Below are 20,320 nucleotides of genomic sequence, written 5' to 3'. Positions count from 1 at the left end.
GCGATTTTCATCGCCTACCTCGACGACTTCAAGCTGATGATGATCGTCACCTTCGCGGTGCTGCCGTTGCTGTTGGTTATGCGCAAGGCGAGGGGCGCCGGAGCGCCGGCTATGGCGGCGGATTGAGCGCTTCCGCCGTTGGTCGAACGGAGGCTGGCGCGGACAATCAGTTGATGCAAAATAGCCGCTCTTTTCGGGAGTGGATTTCATGATTGATTTGTCGCGCCGCGAGGCGTTTGTGTCCGCCGCTGTCGTTGCTCTGGCCGCGGGGGTGCCAAGTTGGGCGCTGGCGCAAACCGCCGCCGGCGCTGGCGGCGCCGCGTGGGACCTGCGCGACATCTACCCGACCGACGCTGCCTGGGCGGCCGAGCGCCAGGCGATCCTGGCCAAAATCCCGTCGCTGCTTCGCTATCGGGGCAAGCTGGGCCAAAGCGCCACGGGGCTGAAAGCCGCGCTCCAGGCGCAATCCGCCCTCAACAAGCGCGCGTCGCGGCTCTACACTTATGCCTCGCTGAAGGCCGACGAGGACCGCCGCATCGCGGTCAATCAGGAGCGCAAGCAACAAGCACAGGATGTGTTCACGGCATTGGGCGAAGCGAGTTCCTGGGCCAATCCGGAGCTGGTCGCCATTGGCGCCGCCAAGGTTAACCGCTTCATCGCCGCCGACCCCGGGCTCAAGAAGTTCGCGTTCGGCCTGCGCGACGTGCTTCGCCAAGCGGCGCACACCCTGTCGCCCGGCGAAGAGAAATTGCTCGCGTCGGCGGGAACGCCGCTCGCCGGGCCGCAGGACATTCGCGACCAGCTAACCGCCTCCGACATTCCGCGGCCAACGGTGAAACTGAGCGACGGGCGTGAAATCAGGCTCGATGACCAGGGCTATACGCTCGCCCGCAGCGCCCCCAACCGTGACGACCGCAAGATGGTCTTCGACAAGTTCTGGGCGAGTTATAAGGCGTATGACAGTTCGCTCGGCGCGGCGCTGGCCGCCAAGGTCAAGGGCGACATGTTCACGGCCAAGGCGCGGCACTACGACAGCGCGCTGCAGGGCGCGCTCGACGGCAGCAACTTGCCCGAGGCGGTGTATCGCTCGCTGATCGCCGAAACCAATCGCGGTCTGCCGGTGCTGCATCGCTATTTCGCGCTGCGTCAGCGGATGCTCGGGCTCACGGACATGGGCTATTGGGACATCTATCCGCCGCTGGTGAAATCGGACCGGACCTATTCGCTCGCCGAAATGCGCCAGCTGTCCCTGGATGCGACCAAGCCTTTAGGTGCGGACTATGGTCGGATCTTCGCCGATGCGACGTCGAAGCCGTGGGCGGATCCGTTCCCGCGGCCGGGCAAGGCGTCGGGCGCCTACATGCAGCCCGGGGCCTTCGACGTTCACCCCTATCTGCTGCTCAATCTGAGCGACAAATATGACGGCGTCAGCCAGTACGCCCACGAATGGGGCCATGCGATGCACACGCTGCTCGCCAACGCCGCCCAGCCGTACGAGCTGGCCGCCTACCCGACCTTCACCGCTGAAGTCGCCTCAACCGCGCACGAATTGCTGCTCGCCAACATGATGGTCGAACGGGCCCAGACCAGGGACGATAAGCTGTTCTACCTTGGCCAGATCATGGAGAATTATCGCGGCACCTTCTTCCGCCAGTCGATGTTTGCCGAGTTCCAGCTGGCGATCAACGACCTCGCGACCAAGGGCGAAGGCCTGTCGGGCGAGAAAATGTCGGCGCTCTATTTCGATCTGTTGAAGCGTTATCACGGTCCCAAGGTCCAGATGGAGCCGGCCTATTCGAGCGAATGGGCGTACATCCAGCACTTCTATTTCGGCTTCTACGTCTGGCAATATGCAACCTCGATCACGGCCGCCAACTTCTTCGCCCAGAAGGTTATGCATGGGACGGCCGCGGACCGCGACAATTACCTCGCCGTGCTGCGGGCGGGCGGGTCCAATTACGGCTATAACCTGCTCAAATTGGGCGGGCTCGATATGGCGACCGCCGAGCCGTACCGGCTGATCGTCGACAGCTTCAGCAAGGTCCTCGACCAGGCCGAAGCGCTGCTGTGAATACTACCCCTCCACCATTCAGTCTTTGCTGAATGGTCCCCCTCCCCGAGACAAGCTCGAGGAGGAGACACAATCGTTTAGCGCTTCGAGAATTGGAAGCTGCGGCGGGCCTTGGCGCGGCCGTATTTCTTGCGTTCGACGACGCGCGGATCGCGGGTCAGGAAGCCTGCGCGCTTGACCATCGTGCGCAGCGCCGGCTCGAACCGGGTCAGCGCCTGGGCGATGCCATGCTTGACCGCGCCCGCCTGGCCCGACAGGCCACCGCCCTTGACCGTGGCGATGACGTCATAGGCGCCCTTGCGATCGGCGACGTCGAACGGCTGGTTGATCACCAGGCGCAGCGTCGGCCGGGCGAAATAGACCTCCTGCTCGCGCTCGTTGATGACGATCTTGCCCGATCCGGGCTTGATCCAGACGCGGGCGACGGCGTCCTTGCGGCGGCCGGTCGCATAAGCGCGGCCGAACTTGTCGAGCTGCTGTTCGCGCAGCGGGGCTTCCTCGACGATCGGCGGCGGCGGCGCAGCTTCCTCGGCGGCTGCAACCGGCGCGGCGTCGGCGCCAGCGTCGGCGGCCGGAGCGTCGGTCGATTCAGCGGCGGCTGCGGCGACCTCGGGAACTTCGGGTTCCGGGTTGGTCAGCGCGCCAAGTTCGGAAAGGGTCTTTGCTTTCTTGGCCATCTTAGGCGCCCACCTTGTTCTTGCGGCTCATCGCGCCGACGTCGAGGGCTTGAGGATCCTGGCCGCCGTGCGGATGCTCGGTGCCATTGTAGAGGTGCAGGGCGCGCATCTGGTCGCGCCCGAGGGGACCGCGCGGGATCATCCGCTCGACCGCTTTTTCCAGCACGCGTTCGGGGAAGCGACCCTCGAGCACCTTGCCGGCGGTGACTTCCTTCAAGCCGCCGGGATAGCCGGTGTGCTTGTAGTAGATCTTCTGGTCGAGCTTGCGGCCAGTGAACTTGACCTTGCCGGCGTTTATGACGACGACATGGTCGCCGCAATCGACGTGTGGGGTGAAGCTCGGCTTGTGCTTGCCGCGCAGGATGTTGGCGATAATCGTCGCGACGCGGCCGACAATCAGCCCGTCGGCATCGATCAGATGCCATTTCTTCACGACCTCGGCCGGTTTGACCGACTTGGTGGTCTTCATCAGCGCCTTCATGGCGGGTGACCTCTCGGGTTAAATGCGAAAAGCGGCGCATGCGGCGCCGCCTACGGGTGGGCTAATCGCGGGATAGGCCCCGAAAGTCAAGCAAAACCGGGCGTTTGTTGATGGGTATCATGTTACCTTTGATGTTTACGGGCGGTTTTAGGCGGGCCCCGGCTCGGGGGTCGGGGTGACGGTCTTGGCGGCTTTGGCGTCGGCGAGTTCGGCGGCGACGTCGGCGAAGTAAGCGGCGAGGTCGGCGTCCTGGGCGGCGCGTTCCCCAGCCTGGTCGAGCGCGGTCGCCGAGTCCATCAGCGCGGCCTCCTCGGCGGTGCAGGTGCGGCGATAGCCGCGGCTGCCCCAATTGCCGTGCTCGACACCGTCATGTCCGGCCGGCGGTGGGAAGTCGGTCCACCAGTCCTCATGGCTCCGCCAAACCGAATTCTTGGGGTCTTCGACCGCCTCGTCATCGGCGGAAACAAGCGAATCCTGGGCCGTGTCTATTTTGTCCACGTCGTCGGCTTGCGGGTCTTCGTGCGCCTTGAGCGCCGCCATCGCGACCGCCATCGCGCCCGGATCGCCAGAGCGCAGCGCGCCGATCATCTGGTCCCAGGCGAGGGGCTCCCGTCTGTTCCCCTGCGAAGGCAGGGGTCCAGTTTGTGTTGATCTGGGCTCCTGCCTTCGCAGGAGCACAGGCAGCGCCGAGCCAGTTTCGGCGACCCGGTCGAGGCGTTTCAAGACCGCGAAACCGAGGCGGTTGTCGAAATAGCGCTTCTCGCCGACCAGCGCGCCGTCGCGGGAGAAGCGTTCGACCGAACCTTCGATCGAGCGGGCCAGCAAGGCGTCGGACAATTGCATCCGGGCGAGGCCGAGCGCGGTGTCCCAGGCGGCGGCGAACAAGGGATCGCGCTGGCGCAGCGCATAAGCGCCGGCGCGGCTCTTGCCGGCGGCGAGGCAGGCGTCGACCACCATCCCGGTCTCGGCCAGCGTTTCGCAGAATTTGGCCATCGCGGCGCCAGTCCAGCCGTCGTGGCGGGGCGAGGTGGCGCTTTCGAGCGAGCCCCAGGGTCCGCTGTACAGCGGATCCGCGGGCGGGGCCGGCGTGGCGCCGCTATTGTCCTGATTGTCGATATTGGTTCTCCGAGTCGGAGAATATAACCCATTCGGTTATATGTAGGACAGCTTTAATTTGTGTCTGGCCCTTCGAGGCGTGGCGACTCAGCTGAGTCGGCAGGCCTAACGTCCGCAATGGGTCGAAGCCGGTCGCGGCAGGTTTGGGTGGAAATTGGATTTAAGTTGAACAGAGGCGATCAAACTCCGCCAGATCCATGTCCGTAGTGTGGGTGCCAGCGATTTTTGCTGAGTCGAACACACCATGTTTGGCTTTATGTTGGCTCCCCCGGATGCCAGTGAACAACTTTGCCTTCGTCATTGAAGCCAAGCTCGCGTGTCACGAACCCTTCCTCGTCAACTTCTGTCAGGATGCGGGACAGGCCCCATGCATCCGCAAGGCCCGTTATGTCAGCTTCAGTCCATACCAAGATCCGCCCCATGGGGCGAATATAGCTTACCCGCCTAATGTCCGGAATGGGTAGAAGCCGGACACGGCAGGTTTGGGTGGAAAGCGGACATTCCCTCTTGCAAAAGTGAGTGGCTTTGGGGTGGGTGTGCGAGGCGCGCTTTGTTAGTATGCGGGGGCGAACGTTCGACCTGAACGCAACAAGGAACCAGCAATGCTTTTTACCCCCAAGAAGAGAGGCAGGGATTGGTATTGGTTCAACATGATATTTCTATATGGCTTTTCGCTTGCTTTCGGGGTTGCTGCGGTTGGTATCCTGCTATCGTCCAACGTTGATTTATCAGAGCGGATTTTCGGAGCTTTGATGTTCGCTTTGACTGCGCTGATTACGTGGGCCTTGGGACGACGATGTTCGACCATGGTGGCCCAACTCAGGGTGGACGACCATCATCCTTAATGTCCGCAATGGGTCGAAAGCAGACATTCGAGCGATGCACTGCGGCTACCGCGCCGACGGGGCCGTCTCGACGACGCCTTGGAAGCGCGGCAATTTTATTCCATCGCCGATCGCCGATCGCGGGGCTCGCGGCGGGAGCGAATAAGCAAGAAGCGGGGTTCCCGCTTTCGCGGGAATGACGGTGATTGCCCTGGTGAGCCTGTCAGCCCCTTCGCCGCATCCGCGCAATGAGGGTGACGAAGAACGCGGTCGACCAGCCGATGAGTATGAGGCCGTTGATACCCTCGATCGCCGAGACCAGGCGCCATTGCTCGGCCATGGCCGCGTCGCTGTAGCCGATCGCGCCATAGGTAATTGTGGAGAAATAGACCGCTTCGCGCAGGCCCTCGACCGAGCCGATGGCGAGAAACAGAAATGCATAGAGCCAAATCTCGATGCCATGCAGAACGAACAGGCCGAGGCTGACGGTCAGTGTCGCGGTGATACCGCGGCGTGACATCGGATGGATGTGCTCGTGGCGCTCCTGCAGCTCCTCGAGCCGGAGCAGCCGTGCCAGCGTGTAGAGTCCGATGGCGTGGATCGTCACCGTCACCAGCACCATCACGGTCGAAAGGAAGAGCTCCGCGGCCATCGTGCACTCTTAGTAGCGCATCTCGAGGGCGGTGGTAGTGGGTCGCGGCGAAACCCGGTCGCCCGAGACGCAAAAGGGGCGGGAGGTTCGTCCTCCCGCCCCGATCGCTGTTGGTCGAAAGGCTAGATCTTCTGGAGGTTCAGCGCGACGGGCTTGCTGTCGCTGTCGGTGCCGACGTCATAGGACAGGCGCTGGCCGGTAGTCGGCGGTTGGGCCTTGATGTCCCACGCAAAGGCGCTGCGTTCGAAAGCGAGATTGTCGCCGCCGGCTTCCGGCTTGATCGAGCCCTTGCCTTGGTCGACGTCGAACGTGTTGACGGTGCCAAAATATTTCATCGTGGGTTCCTTCGTTTCCAGGCACCAGAATTGGTGGCCTGTTGGCTAGGAGACGTTGAAGATAGGAGGAAGGCGCTTGCTGCACGCCCAAGACCGTCTTGCGACTGGTAGCAACTATATCAACCAATCCAGAGGCATAGGGTTGCGGCCAGAAGGCCCGGGCGGGCTCCACTCACCCCGCTTAATACTCCGGCGGGGCCGTCTCGACGGCGCCCGGCAAGCAGCGTAAACCTCGTCCATCGGCCGATCGCATAGGGGACAAGCGATGGACTTCGACACGATCATGTTGCTGGCGCTGCCGGGGAGTTTCCTCGTCTTCCTAGGCATCGAAGCGCTGATGCCGTCCGGGCGCGATATGCCCGCGATCCGCCACTGGCGGCTGATCGGGCTGGCCGGGCTCGCCGTGTCGCTGATTGTGTCGGTGTACGGTCCGCTGTTGCTGGTGCCCTATCTGCCGCCGATGGCGATCGTCGATCTGAATGCGTGGGGAAACTGGGCGGCGTTGCCGCTGTGGATGCTGACCACGTTCTTTGGCTATTGGGCGCACCGCACGATGCATTATTTCGATGTGCTATGGCGGGCCGGGCATCAGCTCCATCACGGCGTCGCGCGGGTCGATATTTCGTCGGCGTTTATTTTCCATCCGTTCGACATTTTCGTCCAAGGGGTGGCCGCCGCGCTGCTCGCCGCGGGGTTGCTGCATGTGACCGCTTACGCGGCCGCCTGGGCCGGGCTGTGGGGTTTTATGGTGGCGCTGTACCAGCATTGGAACATCCGCACGCCGGCGTGGAGCGGGTGGATCATCCAGCGGCCCGAAGCGCACATGCTGCACCACGAACGCGATGTGCACGCGCGCAATTTTGGCGACATGCCGCTGTGGGACCGGATCTTCGGCACTTATGCGGCACCGGTCGAGCGGCCGATCGAGCTGGGCTTCCTGCCGGAGCGGTCGCGACGGTGGCTGGCGATGGCGATGATGGTCGACGTCAATCGCACCGACGAGGTCGACGGGCGCATTCGATTGTAGGTTCGCGGCGGATTAGTCGGTCGGGCTCTAGCTTTCCGGCACTTCATCGGATGGCGGGTCGAGCGTCGCCAGCTCGGCGGTCGGCAATGCGAGACTGGGGTCCGACGCCAACGCCTCATAGCGGGCCGACATTTCCAGATGCGCCGCGGCGGCGCTCGGATTGGTCGCGGTCTGGGCCTGCAGGCGCTCGTCGATCGCCCGCGCGGCATAATAGGCTTGTTTGGACAAATCGGCCTCCCCAGGCGACAGCGGGAGCACCGCGCGGTCTCTCAGTCGCTGGCGCGCCAAATCCTTGGCCAGCGATGAGTCTCATTACGCCTCCGACCTTGATCTGGACAGGATTAAGATGTCCTGATTTGGAGCAGGATTGGGCGGGTTTGGCAGCCGCGCGGGCGCTTAGCGGGCGCGGGCGCCGATAACGTGCGCGCCCCAGACGGTGGCGGCGACGAGGCTGGCGCCGACCGCCTGGTGGAGCGCGGCGAACCAGATGGCGACTCCGGTCAGCACGGTGGCGATGCCGAGCAGGATCTGGGTGCCGAGCGCGGCATGAATGGCGATCGACGCGCGGCGGTCGATGGCGCGGACCTGGCGCGCGACAACGATCAGGACGGCGACGACCACCCACGCCCACCAGCGGTGGATGAAGTGGATCAGGAACGGGTCGTAAGTCAGCGTGTGACCGATGCCCAATGACCAGTCGATGCCGTCGGGGATCAGCCGGCCGTGCATCAGCGGCCAGCTGTTGGCGACCTGCCCGGCGTCGAGCCCGGCGACCCAGGCGCCGAACAGGATCTGCACGAACAGCACCGCGAGGGCGAGAATGGCGGGGCGGGTCAGGCGCGCCGGCCGGTCCTCGCCGGTGATGGCGAGGCGCCGCAGATCGAGCGCGACCCAGATCGACGCCGCCATGATCGTCAGGGCCAGCAGCAAATGCGCGCTCAGACGGAAATGGCTGACATTGGTGCGGGCGACCAGCCCCGACATCACCATGTACCAGCCAAGCCCACCCTGCGCCGCGCCGAGCAGCAGCAGGCCGACAAGCTTCCAGCCATAACCGCGCGGAATGGCGCGGCGAACAGCGAACCAGGCGAGCGGCAGCGCGAAGGCGAGGCCGATTAGGCGGCCGAGCAGCCGGTGCAGCCATTCCCAGAAATAGATCTGCTTGAACGCCGCCAAATCCATGCCGGCGGGGCCGTTGATCAGGCGATATTCGGGGGTTGCCTGATAGAGCCGGAAGGCGTGGGTCCAGTCGGCCGCATTCAACGGCGGAATGGCGCCGCTCAATGGCCGCCATTCGGTGATCGACAGGCCGCTTTCGGTCAGCCGGGTGATGCCGCCAACGACGACCATCGCGAACACCAGGCCGGCGACGATCAGCAGCAGGTTGGACAGCGCCAGCGGCCGCGGGTGGCGAGCGGCGGGCAATGGCGCGGGGGACAAAGCGGGATCCATGGCGGCGCGCCTAGGCCCGCTGGCGCAACTTTGCCAATCGTTGGGCGAACAAAAATCGGCGATGTGATATTGTATCTTGCGACAAGGGCCGATATATCCGTGCCCGCAATGTACCAAATGCATCCATCGACCTTCCAGACCGCGCGCGCCGTTCCGCTCGGGCGGCTGGATCGCATGGCGATCGCCTTGTCGGGGCTGTGCATGGTCCATTGTCTCGCGACCGCGGTGCTGCTCGGCCTGCTGGCGTCGGCCGGCGGCTTCCTCGGCAGCCCGGTGATCCACGAAGTCGGCCTGACCCTGGCCATGTTCCTTGGCGCCATCGCGCTCGGCAAGGGCATTTACGCGCATGGCTTCATGATGCCGAGCGCGGTCGGTGGCCTCGGGCTGGGCGTGATGGCCGGCGCATTGAGCCTGCCGCACGGCGGCAATGAAGCGATTTACACCGTGCTCGGCGTGTCGATCCTGGCGCTCGGCCACCGACTTAACGGATTGGCCGCCGAATAGGCCATTGTCCTTGCGGCACGACCCCGCGAGGCCTATTTCACGACCATGGGCAACCCCAAGCAAAAGCGCCACGATCATCAACTGCACGAAGGCGAAGCCCTGCGCTCGGCGGCGCAAAAGCAATTGACCAGCCAGGGCGAGCAATGGACCGCGACCCGCGCCGCGGTGTTCGATGCGCTCGCCGGTTTTACCCAGCCGGCCTCCGCCTATGACATCGCCGAAGCGGTTTCGAAAGCCGAAGGCCGTCGCGTCGCCGCCAACAGCGTCTACCGGATCCTCGACCTGTTCGTCGGCGCTAACCTCGCGCGGCGGGTCGAAAGCGCCAACGCGTACATTGCCAACGCCCACCCCGACTGCCTGCACGACTGCATCTTCCTGATCTGCGACACTTGCGGGCAGACGGTGCACATCGACGACGACAGTCTGTCGGGCGGGGTGCGCGACGCCGCCAAGACCGCCGGCTTCACGGCCCCGCGCCCGGTGATCGAAGTCCGCGGCACTTGCGGCGATTGCGGCGACTGAGCGGCAACACGTCCGGCCTAGCCGGTGTCGCGCCGCACCTGTAGGTGCGCCGGGACGCAAGCAGGAAGCCTGAAATGCACAGACCGGCGGAACCCATTCGCAAGATTGTGATCGTCGGCGGGGGGACCGCCGGCTGGATGACGGCGGCGGCGCTGTCGAAGACGATCCAGGACCGCTTCTGCGAAATCCATGTCGTCGAATCGAGCGCCATCGGCATCGTCGGGGTCGGCGAGGCGACCATCCCGCCGATCCTGCAAATGAACCGGCTGCTCGGGATCGACGAGGACGAGTTCGTCCGCAAGACGCAGGCGACGTTCAAGCTGGCGATCCAGTTCGTCGACTGGATGCACGACGGATCGCGTTATTATCACCCGTTCGGCCAGTTCGGATTTGGCATGGGGCCGCTGGCGTTGCCGCATTATTGGCGGCGGCTGAAGGCGACACGTGGCGAAGCAGCCGCTGGCTCGCTCGACGACTATTCGCTGACCAGTCAGGCATCGACAGCCAATCGGTTCCAGCGCCAGCATCCTTTGCTCAACGGCCGCGGCAATGTCGCTTATGCCTTTCATTTCGATGCCTCGCTGTACGCGGCGTATCTGCGCGAACGGGCCGAAGCACAGGGCGTCGTCCGGCACGACCGCAAGATCGTCGGTCATCGCCTGGCCGAGGACGGCTTCGTCGAAGCGGTGCTGTTCGAAGGCGGCGACAGCATGGACGCCGATTTGTTCATCGATTGCTCGGGGTTCCGCGGCGTGCTGATCGAGCAGGCGCTCGGCACCGGTTACGAAGACTGGACCAAATATCTGCCGTGCGATCGCGCGGTGGCGATGCCGTCGGAGCGCATCCCCGAACTGCCGCCATTCACCCGGTCGACCGCGCGCCCGTTCGGCTGGCAATGGCGAATTGCGTTGCAGCATCGGACCGGCAACGGCCTCGTCTATTCGAGCGCTTTCGCCAGCGATGACGAAGCGGCGGCAACCTTGAGCGCGAATCTGCCGACGGCAGCCTGCGGCGATCCGCGCTTCGTCCGCTTCACGACCGGGCGGCGCAAACTGGCCTGGAACAAGAATGTCATCACCATGGGGCTTGCCAGCGGCTTCCTCGAGCCGCTCGAATCGACCAGCATCCACCTGATCCAGACGGCGATCGAGAAATTGATCAACCTGTTCCCGGACCGGAGCTTCCGGCAAGTCGACATCGACTTTTACAACCGCGAGACCGCGCTGGAATATGAGCAGGTCCGCGACCTGATCATCTTCCATTATCACGCCAGTGGCCGCGGCGAGGAGTTCTGGCGGATGTGCCGCGACCTCGCGATTCCGGACTCCTTGAAAGCGCGGATCGACCTTTATCGCGGCTATGGCCGGGTGTTCCGCCGCGAGGACGAATTGTTCAGCCCGGTCAGCTGGACCGCGGCGTTCGAGGGCCAGGGTGTCTACGCCGCCGCGCCCGATCCGCTGACCCTCGGCATGCCCATCGAGCACATCGATGCCGTCCTTCGCCAGCAGCGCGAGATGCTCCGCCGCGGCGTCGAGACCATGTCCAGCCATGCGGATTTCGTCGCCAGGATCGCCGCCGGCGAGGCCCCAACGGCCAGCACGGATGTCCAAATGGCCGAGCCGCCGCAGGGTTAGGCTTCACGCCGTGGTTCGACCGGTCTAGAGGCCACGACCATGTCCGACCGTCCGGAAACGCCGCTGCTCGACACCATTGCCTCGCCTGCCGACATCCGGGCGCTGGGCAAGGCGCAGCTGCCGCAACTCGCCGACGAGCTCCGTCAGGAAGTGATTTCGGCGGTGTCGGTAACCGGCGGGCATTTGGGCGCCGGACTTGGCGTGGTCGAGCTGACCGTCGCTATCCACCACGTGTTCGACACCCCTCGCGACAAGTTGATCTGGGACGTCGGCCACCAGGCCTATCCGCACAAGATCGTCACCGGCCGCCGCGACCGCATCCGCACGCTGCGGCAGGGCGGCGGCTTGAGCGGCTTCACCCGGCGCAGCGAAAGCGAATACGACCCGTTCGGGGCGGCGCACAGCTCGACCTCGATCTCGTCGGCGTTGGGCTTCGCTGTTGCCGCCAAAATGTCGGGCGAGCCAGGGCGGGCGATCGCGGTGATCGGCGACGGGGCGTTGAGCGCCGGCATGGCCTATGAGGCGATGAACAACGCCCAGGCCGCCGGCAACCGGCTGATCGTCATCTTGAACGACAATGACATGTCGATCGCGCCGCCGGTCGGATCGCTGAGCAATTCGCTGGCGCGACTGGTGTCGTCGAACAAATATCTGACACCGCGGCGGCTGGCGCAGCGGCTGGCGCGCAAGCTGCCGGGGCCGATCCACCGTTGGGCGCGGCGGGTCGAGGAATATACCCGCGGCTTCTGGACCGGCGGGACCTTGTTCGAGGAATTGGGATTTTACTATGTCGGGCCGGTCGACGGGCATGACGTGCGGGCGTTGGTCGAAATCCTCGAGAATGTCCGCGATGCCGCCGAAGGGCCGATGCTGGTCCATGTCGTCACCAAGAAGGGCAAGGGCTATGCCCCGGCCGAAGCAGCGGCCGATAAATATCACGGCGTGGTCAAGTTCGACGTCGTCTCGGGCAAGCAGGACAAGGGGCCGGGTGGCGGGCCGCCGAGCTACACCGCAGTGTTTGCCAAGGCACTGGCGGCGGAAATGGCGCGCGACGAGAAAGTCGTGGCGATCACCGCCGCGATGCCGTCGGGCACCGGGCTCGACAAGGTCGCGGAAGCTTTCCCCGACCGGACGTTCGATGTCGGCATCGCCGAGCAGCATGCGGTGACCTTTGCCGGCGGATTGGCGGCGGCGGGATATCGGCCGTTCTGCGCGATCTATTCGACCTTCCTGCAGCGCGCCTACGACCAGGTGGTGCACGACATCGCCATCCAGAATTTGCCGGTGCGGTTCGCGATGGACCGGGCGGGACTGGTCGGGGCAGACGGTGCCACCCACTGCGGCGCGTTCGACCTTGCGTATCTGTGCACCTTGCCCAATTTCACGGTGATGGCGGCGTCCGACGAAGTCGAGCTTTGCCACATGATCCACACCATGGCGGTGCACGATAGTGGCCCGATCGCGGTTCGTTATCCGCGCGGCGAGGGGCGCGGGCTGGAAATTTCGGCCGAGCCGCAGCAGCTTGAGATTGGCAAGGGTCGCGTGGTGCGCGAGGGCAAGACGGTGGCGATCCTGTCGCTGGGCACGCGGCTCGAGGAAGCCGAGAAAGCCGCCGACCAGTTGGAGGCGATGGGCCTGTCGGCGAGCGTCGCCGATTTGCGCTTCGCCAAGCCGCTCGACAGCGCCCTGATCCGCAAGCTGCTCACCAGCCACGAGGTCGCGGTGACGATCGAGGAGGCTTCCATCGGCGGACTCGGCGCGCATGTGCTGACGCTGGCCAGCGACGAGGGGCTGATCGATGCGGGGCTGAAACTGCGGACGATGCGGTTGCCGGACAAGTTTCAGGAGCATGACAAGCCCGAAAAACAGCACGCCGAAGCCGGCCTCGACGCGGCAGGCATCGTCGACACGGTCTTGAAAGCGCTCCGCCGCAACAGCGTCGGCATCGAGGAAGTCCGCGCCTGACTAGAGTGAACTCCTGATGCGTGCTGTGGCGGGTGTGGCTGCTTGGTTGCTCCTCGTATTCACTTCAGGTTGGGTCGCGCTCTACGCCGCATTTACATTTGCTTGGGGAGCGAGCCACGGCACGACAGATGGGTGGTCGTTTATGATTGGGATTGCCGCCGTGGTGCTCCTTTGGCTGGCGCTAGTTCTTTGGTCAGCCGTTCGTATGGCTCGATGGATTAGCAAAGGCGCCAACGCCGAAGATGCGGGAGTTTGATGCTGAAATCCTTGCTCATCGCCAATCGGGGGGAGATCGCTTGCCGGGTGATCCGGACGGCGCGGGCTTTGGGCGTGCGGACGGTGGCGGTTTATTCGGACGCGGACGCCAAGGCGCTGCACGTGCGGATGGCCGATGAGGCGGTGCATATCGGGGCGAGCCCGGCGCGGGAGAGCTATCTGGTTGGCGAGCGGATCATCGCCGCGGCCAAGGCGACTAAAGCTGAGGCAATTCATCCGGGCTATGGCTTCCTGTCCGAGAATGCGGACTTTGCCCAAGCGGTGATCGATGCGGGGCTGATTTGGGTCGGACCCAAGCCGGCCAGCATCCGCGCGATGGGGCGGAAAGATGCGGCCAAGCGGCTGATGGCCGAGGCCGGGGTGCCGGTGACGCCGGGCTATCTCGGCGAGGACCAGGCGCCCAAGGTGCTCAAGAGCGAAGCGGGCAAGATCGGTTACCCGGTGCTGATCAAGGCGGTCGCGGGCGGCGGCGGCAAGGGCATGCGGCGGGTCGACGCGGCGGGCGATTTCACGGACGCTCTGGAGAGCTGCAAGCGCGAGGCCGCGTCGAGCTTCGGCGACGACCGCGTGATCATCGAGAAATACATCCTCTCGCCGCGCCACATCGAGGTGCAGGTGTTCGGCGACAGCCACGGCAACGTCGTCCATCTGTTCGAGCGCGACTGCTCGTTGCAGCGCCGCCACCAGAAAGTCATCGAGGAAGCCCCGGCGCCGGGCATGGACGCGGCGACGCGCGAAGCCGTGTGCGGGGCGGCGGTGCGGGCGGCGCAGGCGGTGCAATATGAGGGCGCGGGGACGATCGAGTTCATCGCCGACGCCAGCGACGGCCTAAAGCCCGACCGCATCTGGTTCATGGAAATGAACACCCGGCTGCAGGTCGAGCATCCGGTGACCGAAGAGATTACAGGCGTCGACCTGGTCGAATGGCAGCTGCGGGTGGCGAGCGGGGAGACGCTGCCCAAGACGCAGGACGAGCTAAGCATCAACGGCCACGCTATCGAGGCGCGGCTGTACGCCGAGGACCCGGCGAAGGGGTTTTTGCCGAGTGTGGGGCGGCTCGAGCATTTCGAGCTTGGCGAAGAGGGCCGGATCGAGACCGGGGTCGCGGAGGGCGACGCGATCTCGCCCTTCTACGACCCGATGATCGCCAAGCTGATCGCTTATGGCGCCGACCGCGACGAGGCGATCGGGCGGCTGGCGGGGATGCTCGACGGGGTCGAAGTGTGGCCGGTCCGGACCAACGCGGCGTTCCTGTTCAACGCGCTGCTGTTCCCCGGGTTCGGCACCGGCGACGTCGACACCGGCTTTCTCGAACGCAACCTCGCCCAGTTGGTGCCCGATCCGGAGCCCGACGAGGCGCTGTGGCGCGGCGCGGCGTCGGTGGCGACAGCGGTCCTGGAAGAGGAAGAGCCGCTCGCCGATCTCGCCGGATTCCGGATGAACGCGGCACCGTTTGCAAGCGTGGCGCTGGGCCGGGGCGGGGAAATCCGCAATGTCGCGCTCGACGATGACCAGCCGATGGCGGCGGTGTCGGGCTTCCGCGACGACGAGCGCGTGGTGGTATTCTACGAAGGCCAGGCGACCGAATTTGCGCTGACCAGCCGCGGCAGCAGCGGCGGGCAGGGGGCTCACGATGGCGACATCCTCGCGCCGATGCCGGGGCGGGTGACGGCGGTCGACGTCGCGCTGGGCGAGGCGGTGGCCAAGGGCCAGCGCTTGCTGACGCTGGAAGCGATGAAGATGGAGCATGGCCTCACCGCGCCGTTCGACGGCGTGGTGGCGGAACTGAACGCGGAAGCCGGCGCGCAGGTGAGTGAAGGCACGGTGCTGGCCAAGATCGAGGCTGCCGATTCTCCAGCGAAGACCGCAGCAAAGAAAGTCTAGGGTTTCACACGAAGGCACGAAGGCGCGAAGCGGTTGCCGCCACCAAATCCTTCGTGTCCTTCGTGCCTTCGTGTGCAAAGAATTGGGTTCCCGCTTTCGCGGGAATGACGCAAAAGGAATAAGCCCATGCGCAAATTCATCGCCCTCATCGCTCCGCTGATCCTCGCCGGGTGCGAGACGACGGGCGAGCCGGTCGGCGGGCCGCAGTTCGCGCTGGTGGCCCCGAGCGGGCAAGTGCTGGGCCAGGTGCGGATGTGGCAGACGCCGGGCGGCGTGACGTTCCGGATCGGCGCGGCGGGGCTGTCGCACGGCCTTCACGGCGTGCATGTCCATGGCGTCGGGCGGTGCGAAGGGCCGGCCTTCGCCAGCGCCGGGCCGCACTGGAACCCAACCCAGCACAAGCACGGCTTCAACGCCCCGGCCGGGCCGCATCAGGGCGATCTGCCCAACGTCACCGTCGCCGCCAATGGCGTGCTCGCCGAAGCGGTGACGCTGCCCGGCGCCAGCTTCGCCACCCTGCTCGACGGCGACGGCGCGGCGCTGGTGATCCACGCCCGGGCCGACGATTATGCCACCGACCCCAGCGGCAACAGCGGCGACCGGATCGCCTGCGCGGTGATCGGCGCGGCGGCACCCTAAGCCGCGGCGACGCGGGCACCGCCATCCCGCGCGCCTTTATGGCCAGCGTAATCTGTGCATAGGGTCGTTGCGCGGCGGTGATGGGGGGAGATTGCGATGCCGGTGGCCTGGTTGCTCGGCGCGCTTGGCGTCATCATCGCGTTGCTGTGCCTGTGGGCCTTCTGGCTGGCGCCGCGGCTCGGCCAGCCGCGGCTCGAGCTCGCGCAGCGCAGCGCGATGATAGCCCTGCACACGGTGACCGCGGTGGCGATCCTGGCGGCCGGCATCCTTTATGTCGACGAGCAGCAATGGAGCCCGCGCCTGGGGGTCGAGGTCAAGGCCGATGCCCGGCTGGTGCCGCAGAGCGTGCCGCAATCCGCCGTCGTCCAGCTGGCGATCGCCATCACCAACAAGACCGAAACCAACCAGTCGGTGAATTTCATCGACGTCGCGGCGTTCGGCATCCGCGGGCCGGCGCGCCGCGACCCCGGCCACCCGCAAGACCTGGCGGCGACGCCATTCTATCGCTTGGTGACGACGCAGGCGCACGCCATCGGCCCCGAGGAAACCATCAGTCAGTTCGTCGAGATTCCCGTCGCCTGCGCGTGGCCGCTGATCCGGGTCAGCGTCGCCGTCCCCAAGCCGCCGGCGCGGCCCCCGCGGCCTGGCCAGGCGCGAGTTGAGTATGAGCGCAAGCTGCTGGTCCCCATCGCCGATGTCTGCGCGGGGATTGCGCGCGTGACGGGGGCGACGGGCGCGGTGGCGGCGCATTAGCGCGGGGGTTTAGTGGATTGAGTAAACTGTCACTGAAATCACCGAAATCGCGATACTCTATTCCTGTTTCTTGGCCGGGTCCCAGCCGCGCACCGTCACCTTGGCGTAGTTGAGCGCGACGCCGTCCGCCGCGCAGCCCGCAATCAGCACCTCCTTGAGCTCGTAGCGCCCGGCGGCATTCTGCAGCACGGCGTCGGGAAAAGCGGCACCGACCCGGCAGTCGAGCCAGGGAAACTTGACCTTGACCCGGACGCTGCCGCGATCGAGCGGTTTGGCGACTGTAATCCAGCCATGCTGGCGCTGGCCGGTCGGCATACCCGACGCGATGTCGCGCGGCGAAATGATCGCGGCGCCAGCCTGAGCAGCAACATCGGCCTGGCCAGCAACACTGTCGTCCCGATGCATGCCGCCCACCGCACCGAACTTCGCGGCGCCAGCCTGGCCAGCGACACTGTCGTCGCGGTGCAGGCCGGCCACGGCACCGAACTTCGCGGCGCTAGGCGGGCCCTTGATCGTGCCGTCCCAATCGCCGGCCATGGTCGTGCCCCACGACCAGGATTCAATCTCGAGCTGCTTGCCGCCGCCGCCCCTGGCGGCCGCTGACTCGCCTTTAACGCTGTCGAACTTGAGATAATAATCCGCCGCGGCGGCGGCGCTGGTCGCGGCGAGAGCAGCGAGCGCGGCGGCCACAGCAGCGCGCGCAGCGTGGGTCATCGAACGCATGACATCCTCCATTGACGAGGAACACGGTTGGGCAGGGTTATACGCCGCCGCCCGGCGCGCTGCCAGCGTCATGTGCAGGGGTGGCTGGCGGGGATTGGTTATGTCGAGGTGGTGGCGGGCGATACTCCGGCCGAGCTGCGGCGGGTGGTGGAGCGGTTGGTGCGGGGGGCTTAGTGCATTTAGTGCACTGTCACTGTAATCACACTGTAATCAACCACTGTAATCGCCTGCCACCGTAATCGCCGATTTTTCTATTCCCCCTTCCTGGACCATCCCGGGAGCACGGTGAGCACAGCGAGCATGGGGTCAGCACAGTCAGCACGATGAGTAATGTGCGCTAGCAAACAAGTGCCTGTTACTGCTGCACTTTTCGACCATTGGCCGTAATGGCTTTAGAAACTCCTTGCCCTAGATGCAACGTATGTTGCAATTCGCTCTCTCGAAAACGCAGGATACAGCGACTCGTCGTCCGCGAGTTTTTACCTAAGTCATTGATTTACAAGGACTTGTGTGGGAGAAGTGTTTTGCGCAGTTTGAGGCATCGGTTGGGTCCAAACCAACAACGATGTCACATCCGGCCAAACACCGGGGCGGGGTCCAAACCCGCCCCACCACTTATCGAAAGGTGACATTATGGCGACCGTACGAGAGGCAAGCGCAATCGCTAAGAAGTCGTTGGCGATGCGCGATTATCTTTGGCCCAACGCTGCGTCCAATCTCTGGCATCGCACCGCCAACAAGGGCTTTGCAACCATCCCGAAGACGTTTCCCTTCGTGCTGAAGATCATGGACGAGATGACGAAGGGCGCGCCCGTGTCATCGACCTTCTTGGCGCTATGGTGTTCGACTTGGGACAACTCTTATGTCGTCATCACGAACCCCGCCGAGCTTTCGCAGGCGGCCGGCTTCGGCGGCCAGAGGGGCGTTCATACCTGGGGCGGACGTATGAAAAAGCTCCAGGAACTCAACTTCATCGACATAAAACCCGGAAAATCCGGCCCTATGAACCATGTGATCATTTGGAATCCCCACGTGGTTCTGAGGTGGCACCACGACGTAGCTCGAACCCCCGGCCTCGTAGAGGCAAGCTTTACGTCATTGATCGAGAGAGCGGCGGACGTAGGTGCGCAAGATATGTTGACGCCCCTGCCGTCTCCCGCCCAACCCGCACAGGCTCCAGCAACTTCAACTCCAATAGCTGCAGCAACCGTAGCCACTCCCTCTACCACCCCGCTTCCCCCCGCCTAGTCTGACCGGACATTTAGGATCGGCGATTGACCATGCGACCTATCGAGAAAATCAATCTGGTCGATAAGATCGGGCGAGAACTTCAGTCGCGCTATAGCTTCGAGGAAATCGACGCCTTTTTGGCAGAGTTTGGGGTCGCGCCCCCGCAGAATGTAACCGTGAACAGCAAATGGGTTTACTCGAAAGTCGCCTTAAGAGGGGCCTCTACCGACACCGTAATCCGGATCGCTGAAGAACTTGAGATGGTAGTGCCGGGATCATCTGGACTAACTGTCTCACCCCCACGCAACTGGATAGACACTAGGCTTTTCAGACTCTTTATCAGCCATGTATCGAAAGACAAAAGCATCGCCACTCGGCTGAAGGAGTGTCTTGCGCCCCACGGCATCGCCGGGTTTGTAGCGCATGAGGACATCCACCCGACCTTGGAATGGCAGGTCGAAATCGAACGAGCGCTGCAAACGATGGACGCCTTCATCGCGGTGCATACGGAGGGCTTTTCCAAGAGCGTCTGGACCCAACAGGAAGTTGGTTACGCGTTGGGTCGCGGCACCAAGATTATCTCGTTCAAAATGGGAGAGGATCCCACTGGCTTCATATCGCGGCAACAGGCGCTGGCCCGAAAGCAGCGTTCCGCTGAAGCAATCGCAATGGAGATCGAACAGCTACTAGGAGACGACCCGCGAACGGCCGAACGTCTCGGTCAAGCCAAGGCAACAGTAAATGCTGTTGATCCGCTGGATCAAGACGTGCCGTTCTAAAGTTTCTAAACAGCGCCTACTTCGCCGGGATGAGGTCGGGGAGGTCGGGTTCGGAGGGCTGCGCCTTTTTGCGAGTCCGTTTGCTCGGCTGGGTCCCCGCCTGCGCGGGGATGACGGAAGAAGGGGACTGGGCCCCGGCCTGCGCCGGGGAACTGCGAGCGAGTAGGGGAGCGAGATATTGGCCGGTGAAGCTGTCGTCGCAGGCGGCGACCGGTTCCTGCTTCGTCCTTGGTGTCATGCCCCCGGCATGACAGTCGGCCTCAGCTTCGCCCACAATCCGGATCATTGCTGAACGCCCGTCATTTCGCAGGGATCAGGTCTGGCTGGTCCGCATCGACTTTCCGGCTCCGCTTCGGCCGCTTCGGCGGCACGTCGGCAATGACGGGCTTTACGGCCGAGCGTTCGAGCAAGGGCTTGAGATACTGCCCAGTCGCGGAGGTCGGTTCCTGGACGATCGCCTCGGGTGGGCCTTCAGCAATGATCCGCCCGCCGTTGACCCCGCCGCCCGGGCCCATGTCGAGCACCCAGTCGGCGGTTTTGATGACGTCCAGATTATGTTCGATGACGACCACGGTGTTGCCTTGCTCGACCAGGCGGTGGAGGACTTCCAAGAGTTTCCGCACGTCTTCGAAGTGGAGGCCGGTGGTGGGTTCATCCAAAATATACAGCGTCTGGCCGGTGGCTCTGCGCGACAGCTCCTTGGCGAGCTTGACGCGCTGGGCCTCGCCGCCGCTCAGCGTGGTCGCCTGCTGGCCGACCTTGATGTAGCCGAGCCC

The 20,320-nt window shown here is 64.4% G+C and carries 20 protein-coding genes and 1 pseudogene; 11 read left to right on the top strand and 10 right to left on the bottom strand.

The window, feature by feature from the left end:
* Nucleotides 1–208: 208 nt before the first annotated feature.
* On the top strand, nucleotides 209–2,071 hold the full coding sequence (locus RMO25_RS08400; RefSeq protein ID WP_309662154.1) for a M3 family oligoendopeptidase: 1,863 nt from the start codon (nucleotides 209–211) through the stop codon (nucleotides 2,069–2,071).
* Nucleotides 2,072–2,148: 77 nt separating this feature from the next.
* Here RMO25_RS08400 and rpsI read toward each other — a convergent pair whose 3' ends face one another.
* The 5 genes from rpsI to RMO25_RS08375 all read right to left on the bottom strand — a co-directional run bounded on the left by rpsI (nucleotide 2,149) and on the right by RMO25_RS08375 (nucleotide 6,156).
* Complete coding sequence (gene rpsI / locus RMO25_RS08395; RefSeq protein ID WP_309662153.1) at nucleotides 2,149–2,748, bottom strand: 30S ribosomal protein S9; 600 nt, start codon at nucleotides 2,746–2,748, stop codon at nucleotides 2,149–2,151.
* 1 nt (nucleotide 2,749) lies between these two features.
* Nucleotides 2,750–3,229 carry a 50S ribosomal protein L13 gene (gene rplM / locus RMO25_RS08390; protein ID WP_309662152.1) on the bottom strand — a complete coding sequence of 160 codons (480 nt, stop codon included), beginning with the start codon at nucleotides 3,227–3,229 and terminating at the stop codon, nucleotides 2,750–2,752.
* Between the two features lie 147 nt (nucleotides 3,230–3,376).
* A complete protein-coding gene (locus tag RMO25_RS08385; protein WP_309662151.1) occupies nucleotides 3,377–4,222 on the bottom strand; it encodes a hypothetical protein in 846 nt (281 codons plus the stop codon).
* A 1,170-nt stretch (nucleotides 4,223–5,392) separates the two neighbouring features.
* A complete protein-coding gene (locus RMO25_RS08380) occupies nucleotides 5,393–5,821 on the bottom strand; it encodes an ion channel (RefSeq protein WP_309662150.1) in 429 nt (142 codons plus the stop codon).
* A 122-nt stretch (nucleotides 5,822–5,943) separates the two neighbouring features.
* Complete coding sequence (locus tag RMO25_RS08375) at nucleotides 5,944–6,156, bottom strand: cold-shock protein (RefSeq protein WP_309662149.1); 213 nt, start codon at nucleotides 6,154–6,156, stop codon at nucleotides 5,944–5,946.
* 265 nt (nucleotides 6,157–6,421) lie between these two features.
* On the opposite strand from RMO25_RS08375, the gene RMO25_RS08370 reads away from it, so the two are divergent.
* Nucleotides 6,422–7,183 (top strand): sterol desaturase family protein, encoded by a 762-nt coding sequence (locus RMO25_RS08370; protein ID WP_309662148.1) that lies wholly within the window; start codon nucleotides 6,422–6,424, stop codon nucleotides 7,181–7,183.
* Between the two features lie 27 nt (nucleotides 7,184–7,210).
* Here RMO25_RS08370 and RMO25_RS08365 read toward each other — a convergent pair whose 3' ends face one another.
* Together RMO25_RS08365 and RMO25_RS08360 are read right to left on the bottom strand one after the other, a co-directional pair.
* Nucleotides 7,211–7,411: a hypothetical protein gene (locus RMO25_RS08365; protein WP_309662147.1), complete on the bottom strand. Its 201-nt coding sequence runs from the start codon at nucleotides 7,409–7,411 to the stop codon at nucleotides 7,211–7,213.
* A 168-nt stretch (nucleotides 7,412–7,579) separates the two neighbouring features.
* A complete protein-coding gene (locus RMO25_RS08360) occupies nucleotides 7,580–8,635 on the bottom strand; it encodes a COX15/CtaA family protein (protein WP_309662146.1) in 1,056 nt (351 codons plus the stop codon).
* Between the two features lie 108 nt (nucleotides 8,636–8,743).
* Here RMO25_RS08360 and RMO25_RS08355 point away from each other — a divergent pair, with 108 nt between their 5' ends.
* The 7 genes from RMO25_RS08355 to RMO25_RS08325 all read left to right on the top strand — a co-directional run bounded on the left by RMO25_RS08355 (nucleotide 8,744) and on the right by RMO25_RS08325 (nucleotide 16,812).
* Complete coding sequence (locus tag RMO25_RS08355; RefSeq protein WP_309662145.1) at nucleotides 8,744–9,139, top strand: MerC domain-containing protein; 396 nt, start codon at nucleotides 8,744–8,746, stop codon at nucleotides 9,137–9,139.
* Between the two features lie 45 nt (nucleotides 9,140–9,184).
* Nucleotides 9,185–9,661: a transcriptional repressor gene (locus tag RMO25_RS08350; protein WP_309662144.1), complete on the top strand. Its 477-nt coding sequence runs from the start codon at nucleotides 9,185–9,187 to the stop codon at nucleotides 9,659–9,661.
* Nucleotides 9,662–9,735: 74 nt separating this feature from the next.
* A complete protein-coding gene (locus RMO25_RS08345; protein WP_309662143.1) occupies nucleotides 9,736–11,295 on the top strand; it encodes a tryptophan 7-halogenase in 1,560 nt (519 codons plus the stop codon).
* Between the two features lie 39 nt (nucleotides 11,296–11,334).
* Nucleotides 11,335–13,260: a 1-deoxy-D-xylulose-5-phosphate synthase gene (gene dxs, locus RMO25_RS08340; RefSeq protein WP_309662142.1), complete on the top strand. Its 1,926-nt coding sequence runs from the start codon at nucleotides 11,335–11,337 to the stop codon at nucleotides 13,258–13,260.
* Between the two features lie 255 nt (nucleotides 13,261–13,515).
* Nucleotides 13,516–15,420, top strand: coding sequence for an acetyl/propionyl/methylcrotonyl-CoA carboxylase subunit alpha (locus RMO25_RS08335; protein ID WP_309662141.1), 1,905 nt, complete (start codon nucleotides 13,516–13,518; stop codon nucleotides 15,418–15,420).
* Between the two features lie 126 nt (nucleotides 15,421–15,546).
* Complete coding sequence (locus RMO25_RS08330) at nucleotides 15,547–16,059, top strand: superoxide dismutase family protein (RefSeq protein ID WP_309662140.1); 513 nt, start codon at nucleotides 15,547–15,549, stop codon at nucleotides 16,057–16,059.
* A 96-nt stretch (nucleotides 16,060–16,155) separates the two neighbouring features.
* Nucleotides 16,156–16,812 (top strand): hypothetical protein, encoded by a 657-nt coding sequence (locus tag RMO25_RS08325; RefSeq protein ID WP_309662139.1) that lies wholly within the window; start codon nucleotides 16,156–16,158, stop codon nucleotides 16,810–16,812.
* 57 nt (nucleotides 16,813–16,869) lie between these two features.
* Here RMO25_RS08325 and RMO25_RS08320 read toward each other — a convergent pair whose 3' ends face one another.
* Nucleotides 16,870–17,535: a hypothetical protein gene (locus tag RMO25_RS08320; RefSeq protein WP_309662138.1), complete on the bottom strand. Its 666-nt coding sequence runs from the start codon at nucleotides 17,533–17,535 to the stop codon at nucleotides 16,870–16,872.
* Between the two features lie 633 nt (nucleotides 17,536–18,168).
* Here RMO25_RS08320 and RMO25_RS08315 point away from each other — a divergent pair.
* Together RMO25_RS08315 and RMO25_RS08310 are read left to right on the top strand one after the other, a co-directional pair.
* Nucleotides 18,169–18,783, top strand: coding sequence for a hypothetical protein (locus RMO25_RS08315; RefSeq protein ID WP_309662137.1), 615 nt, complete (start codon nucleotides 18,169–18,171; stop codon nucleotides 18,781–18,783).
* Nucleotides 18,784–18,815: 32 nt separating this feature from the next.
* A complete protein-coding gene (locus RMO25_RS08310; protein ID WP_309662155.1) occupies nucleotides 18,816–19,544 on the top strand; it encodes a toll/interleukin-1 receptor domain-containing protein in 729 nt (242 codons plus the stop codon).
* 16 nt (nucleotides 19,545–19,560) lie between these two features.
* Here RMO25_RS08310 and RMO25_RS08305 read toward each other — a convergent pair whose 3' ends face one another.
* Nucleotides 19,561–19,782 (bottom strand): hypothetical protein, encoded by a 222-nt coding sequence (locus RMO25_RS08305; protein WP_309662136.1) that lies wholly within the window; start codon nucleotides 19,780–19,782, stop codon nucleotides 19,561–19,563.
* Between the two features lie 163 nt (nucleotides 19,783–19,945).
* A pseudogene (locus RMO25_RS08300) lies at nucleotides 19,946–20,320 on the bottom strand (ATP-binding cassette domain-containing protein); the annotation flags it as partial.

The sequence above is a fragment of the Sphingomonas sp. genome, assembly GCF_031361285.1.
GTDB lineage: Bacteria > Pseudomonadota > Alphaproteobacteria > Sphingomonadales > Sphingomonadaceae > Sphingomicrobium.
Note: the sequence above shows the minus strand (reverse complement) of the source record. Positions and strands in the feature narration are given on the sequence as shown.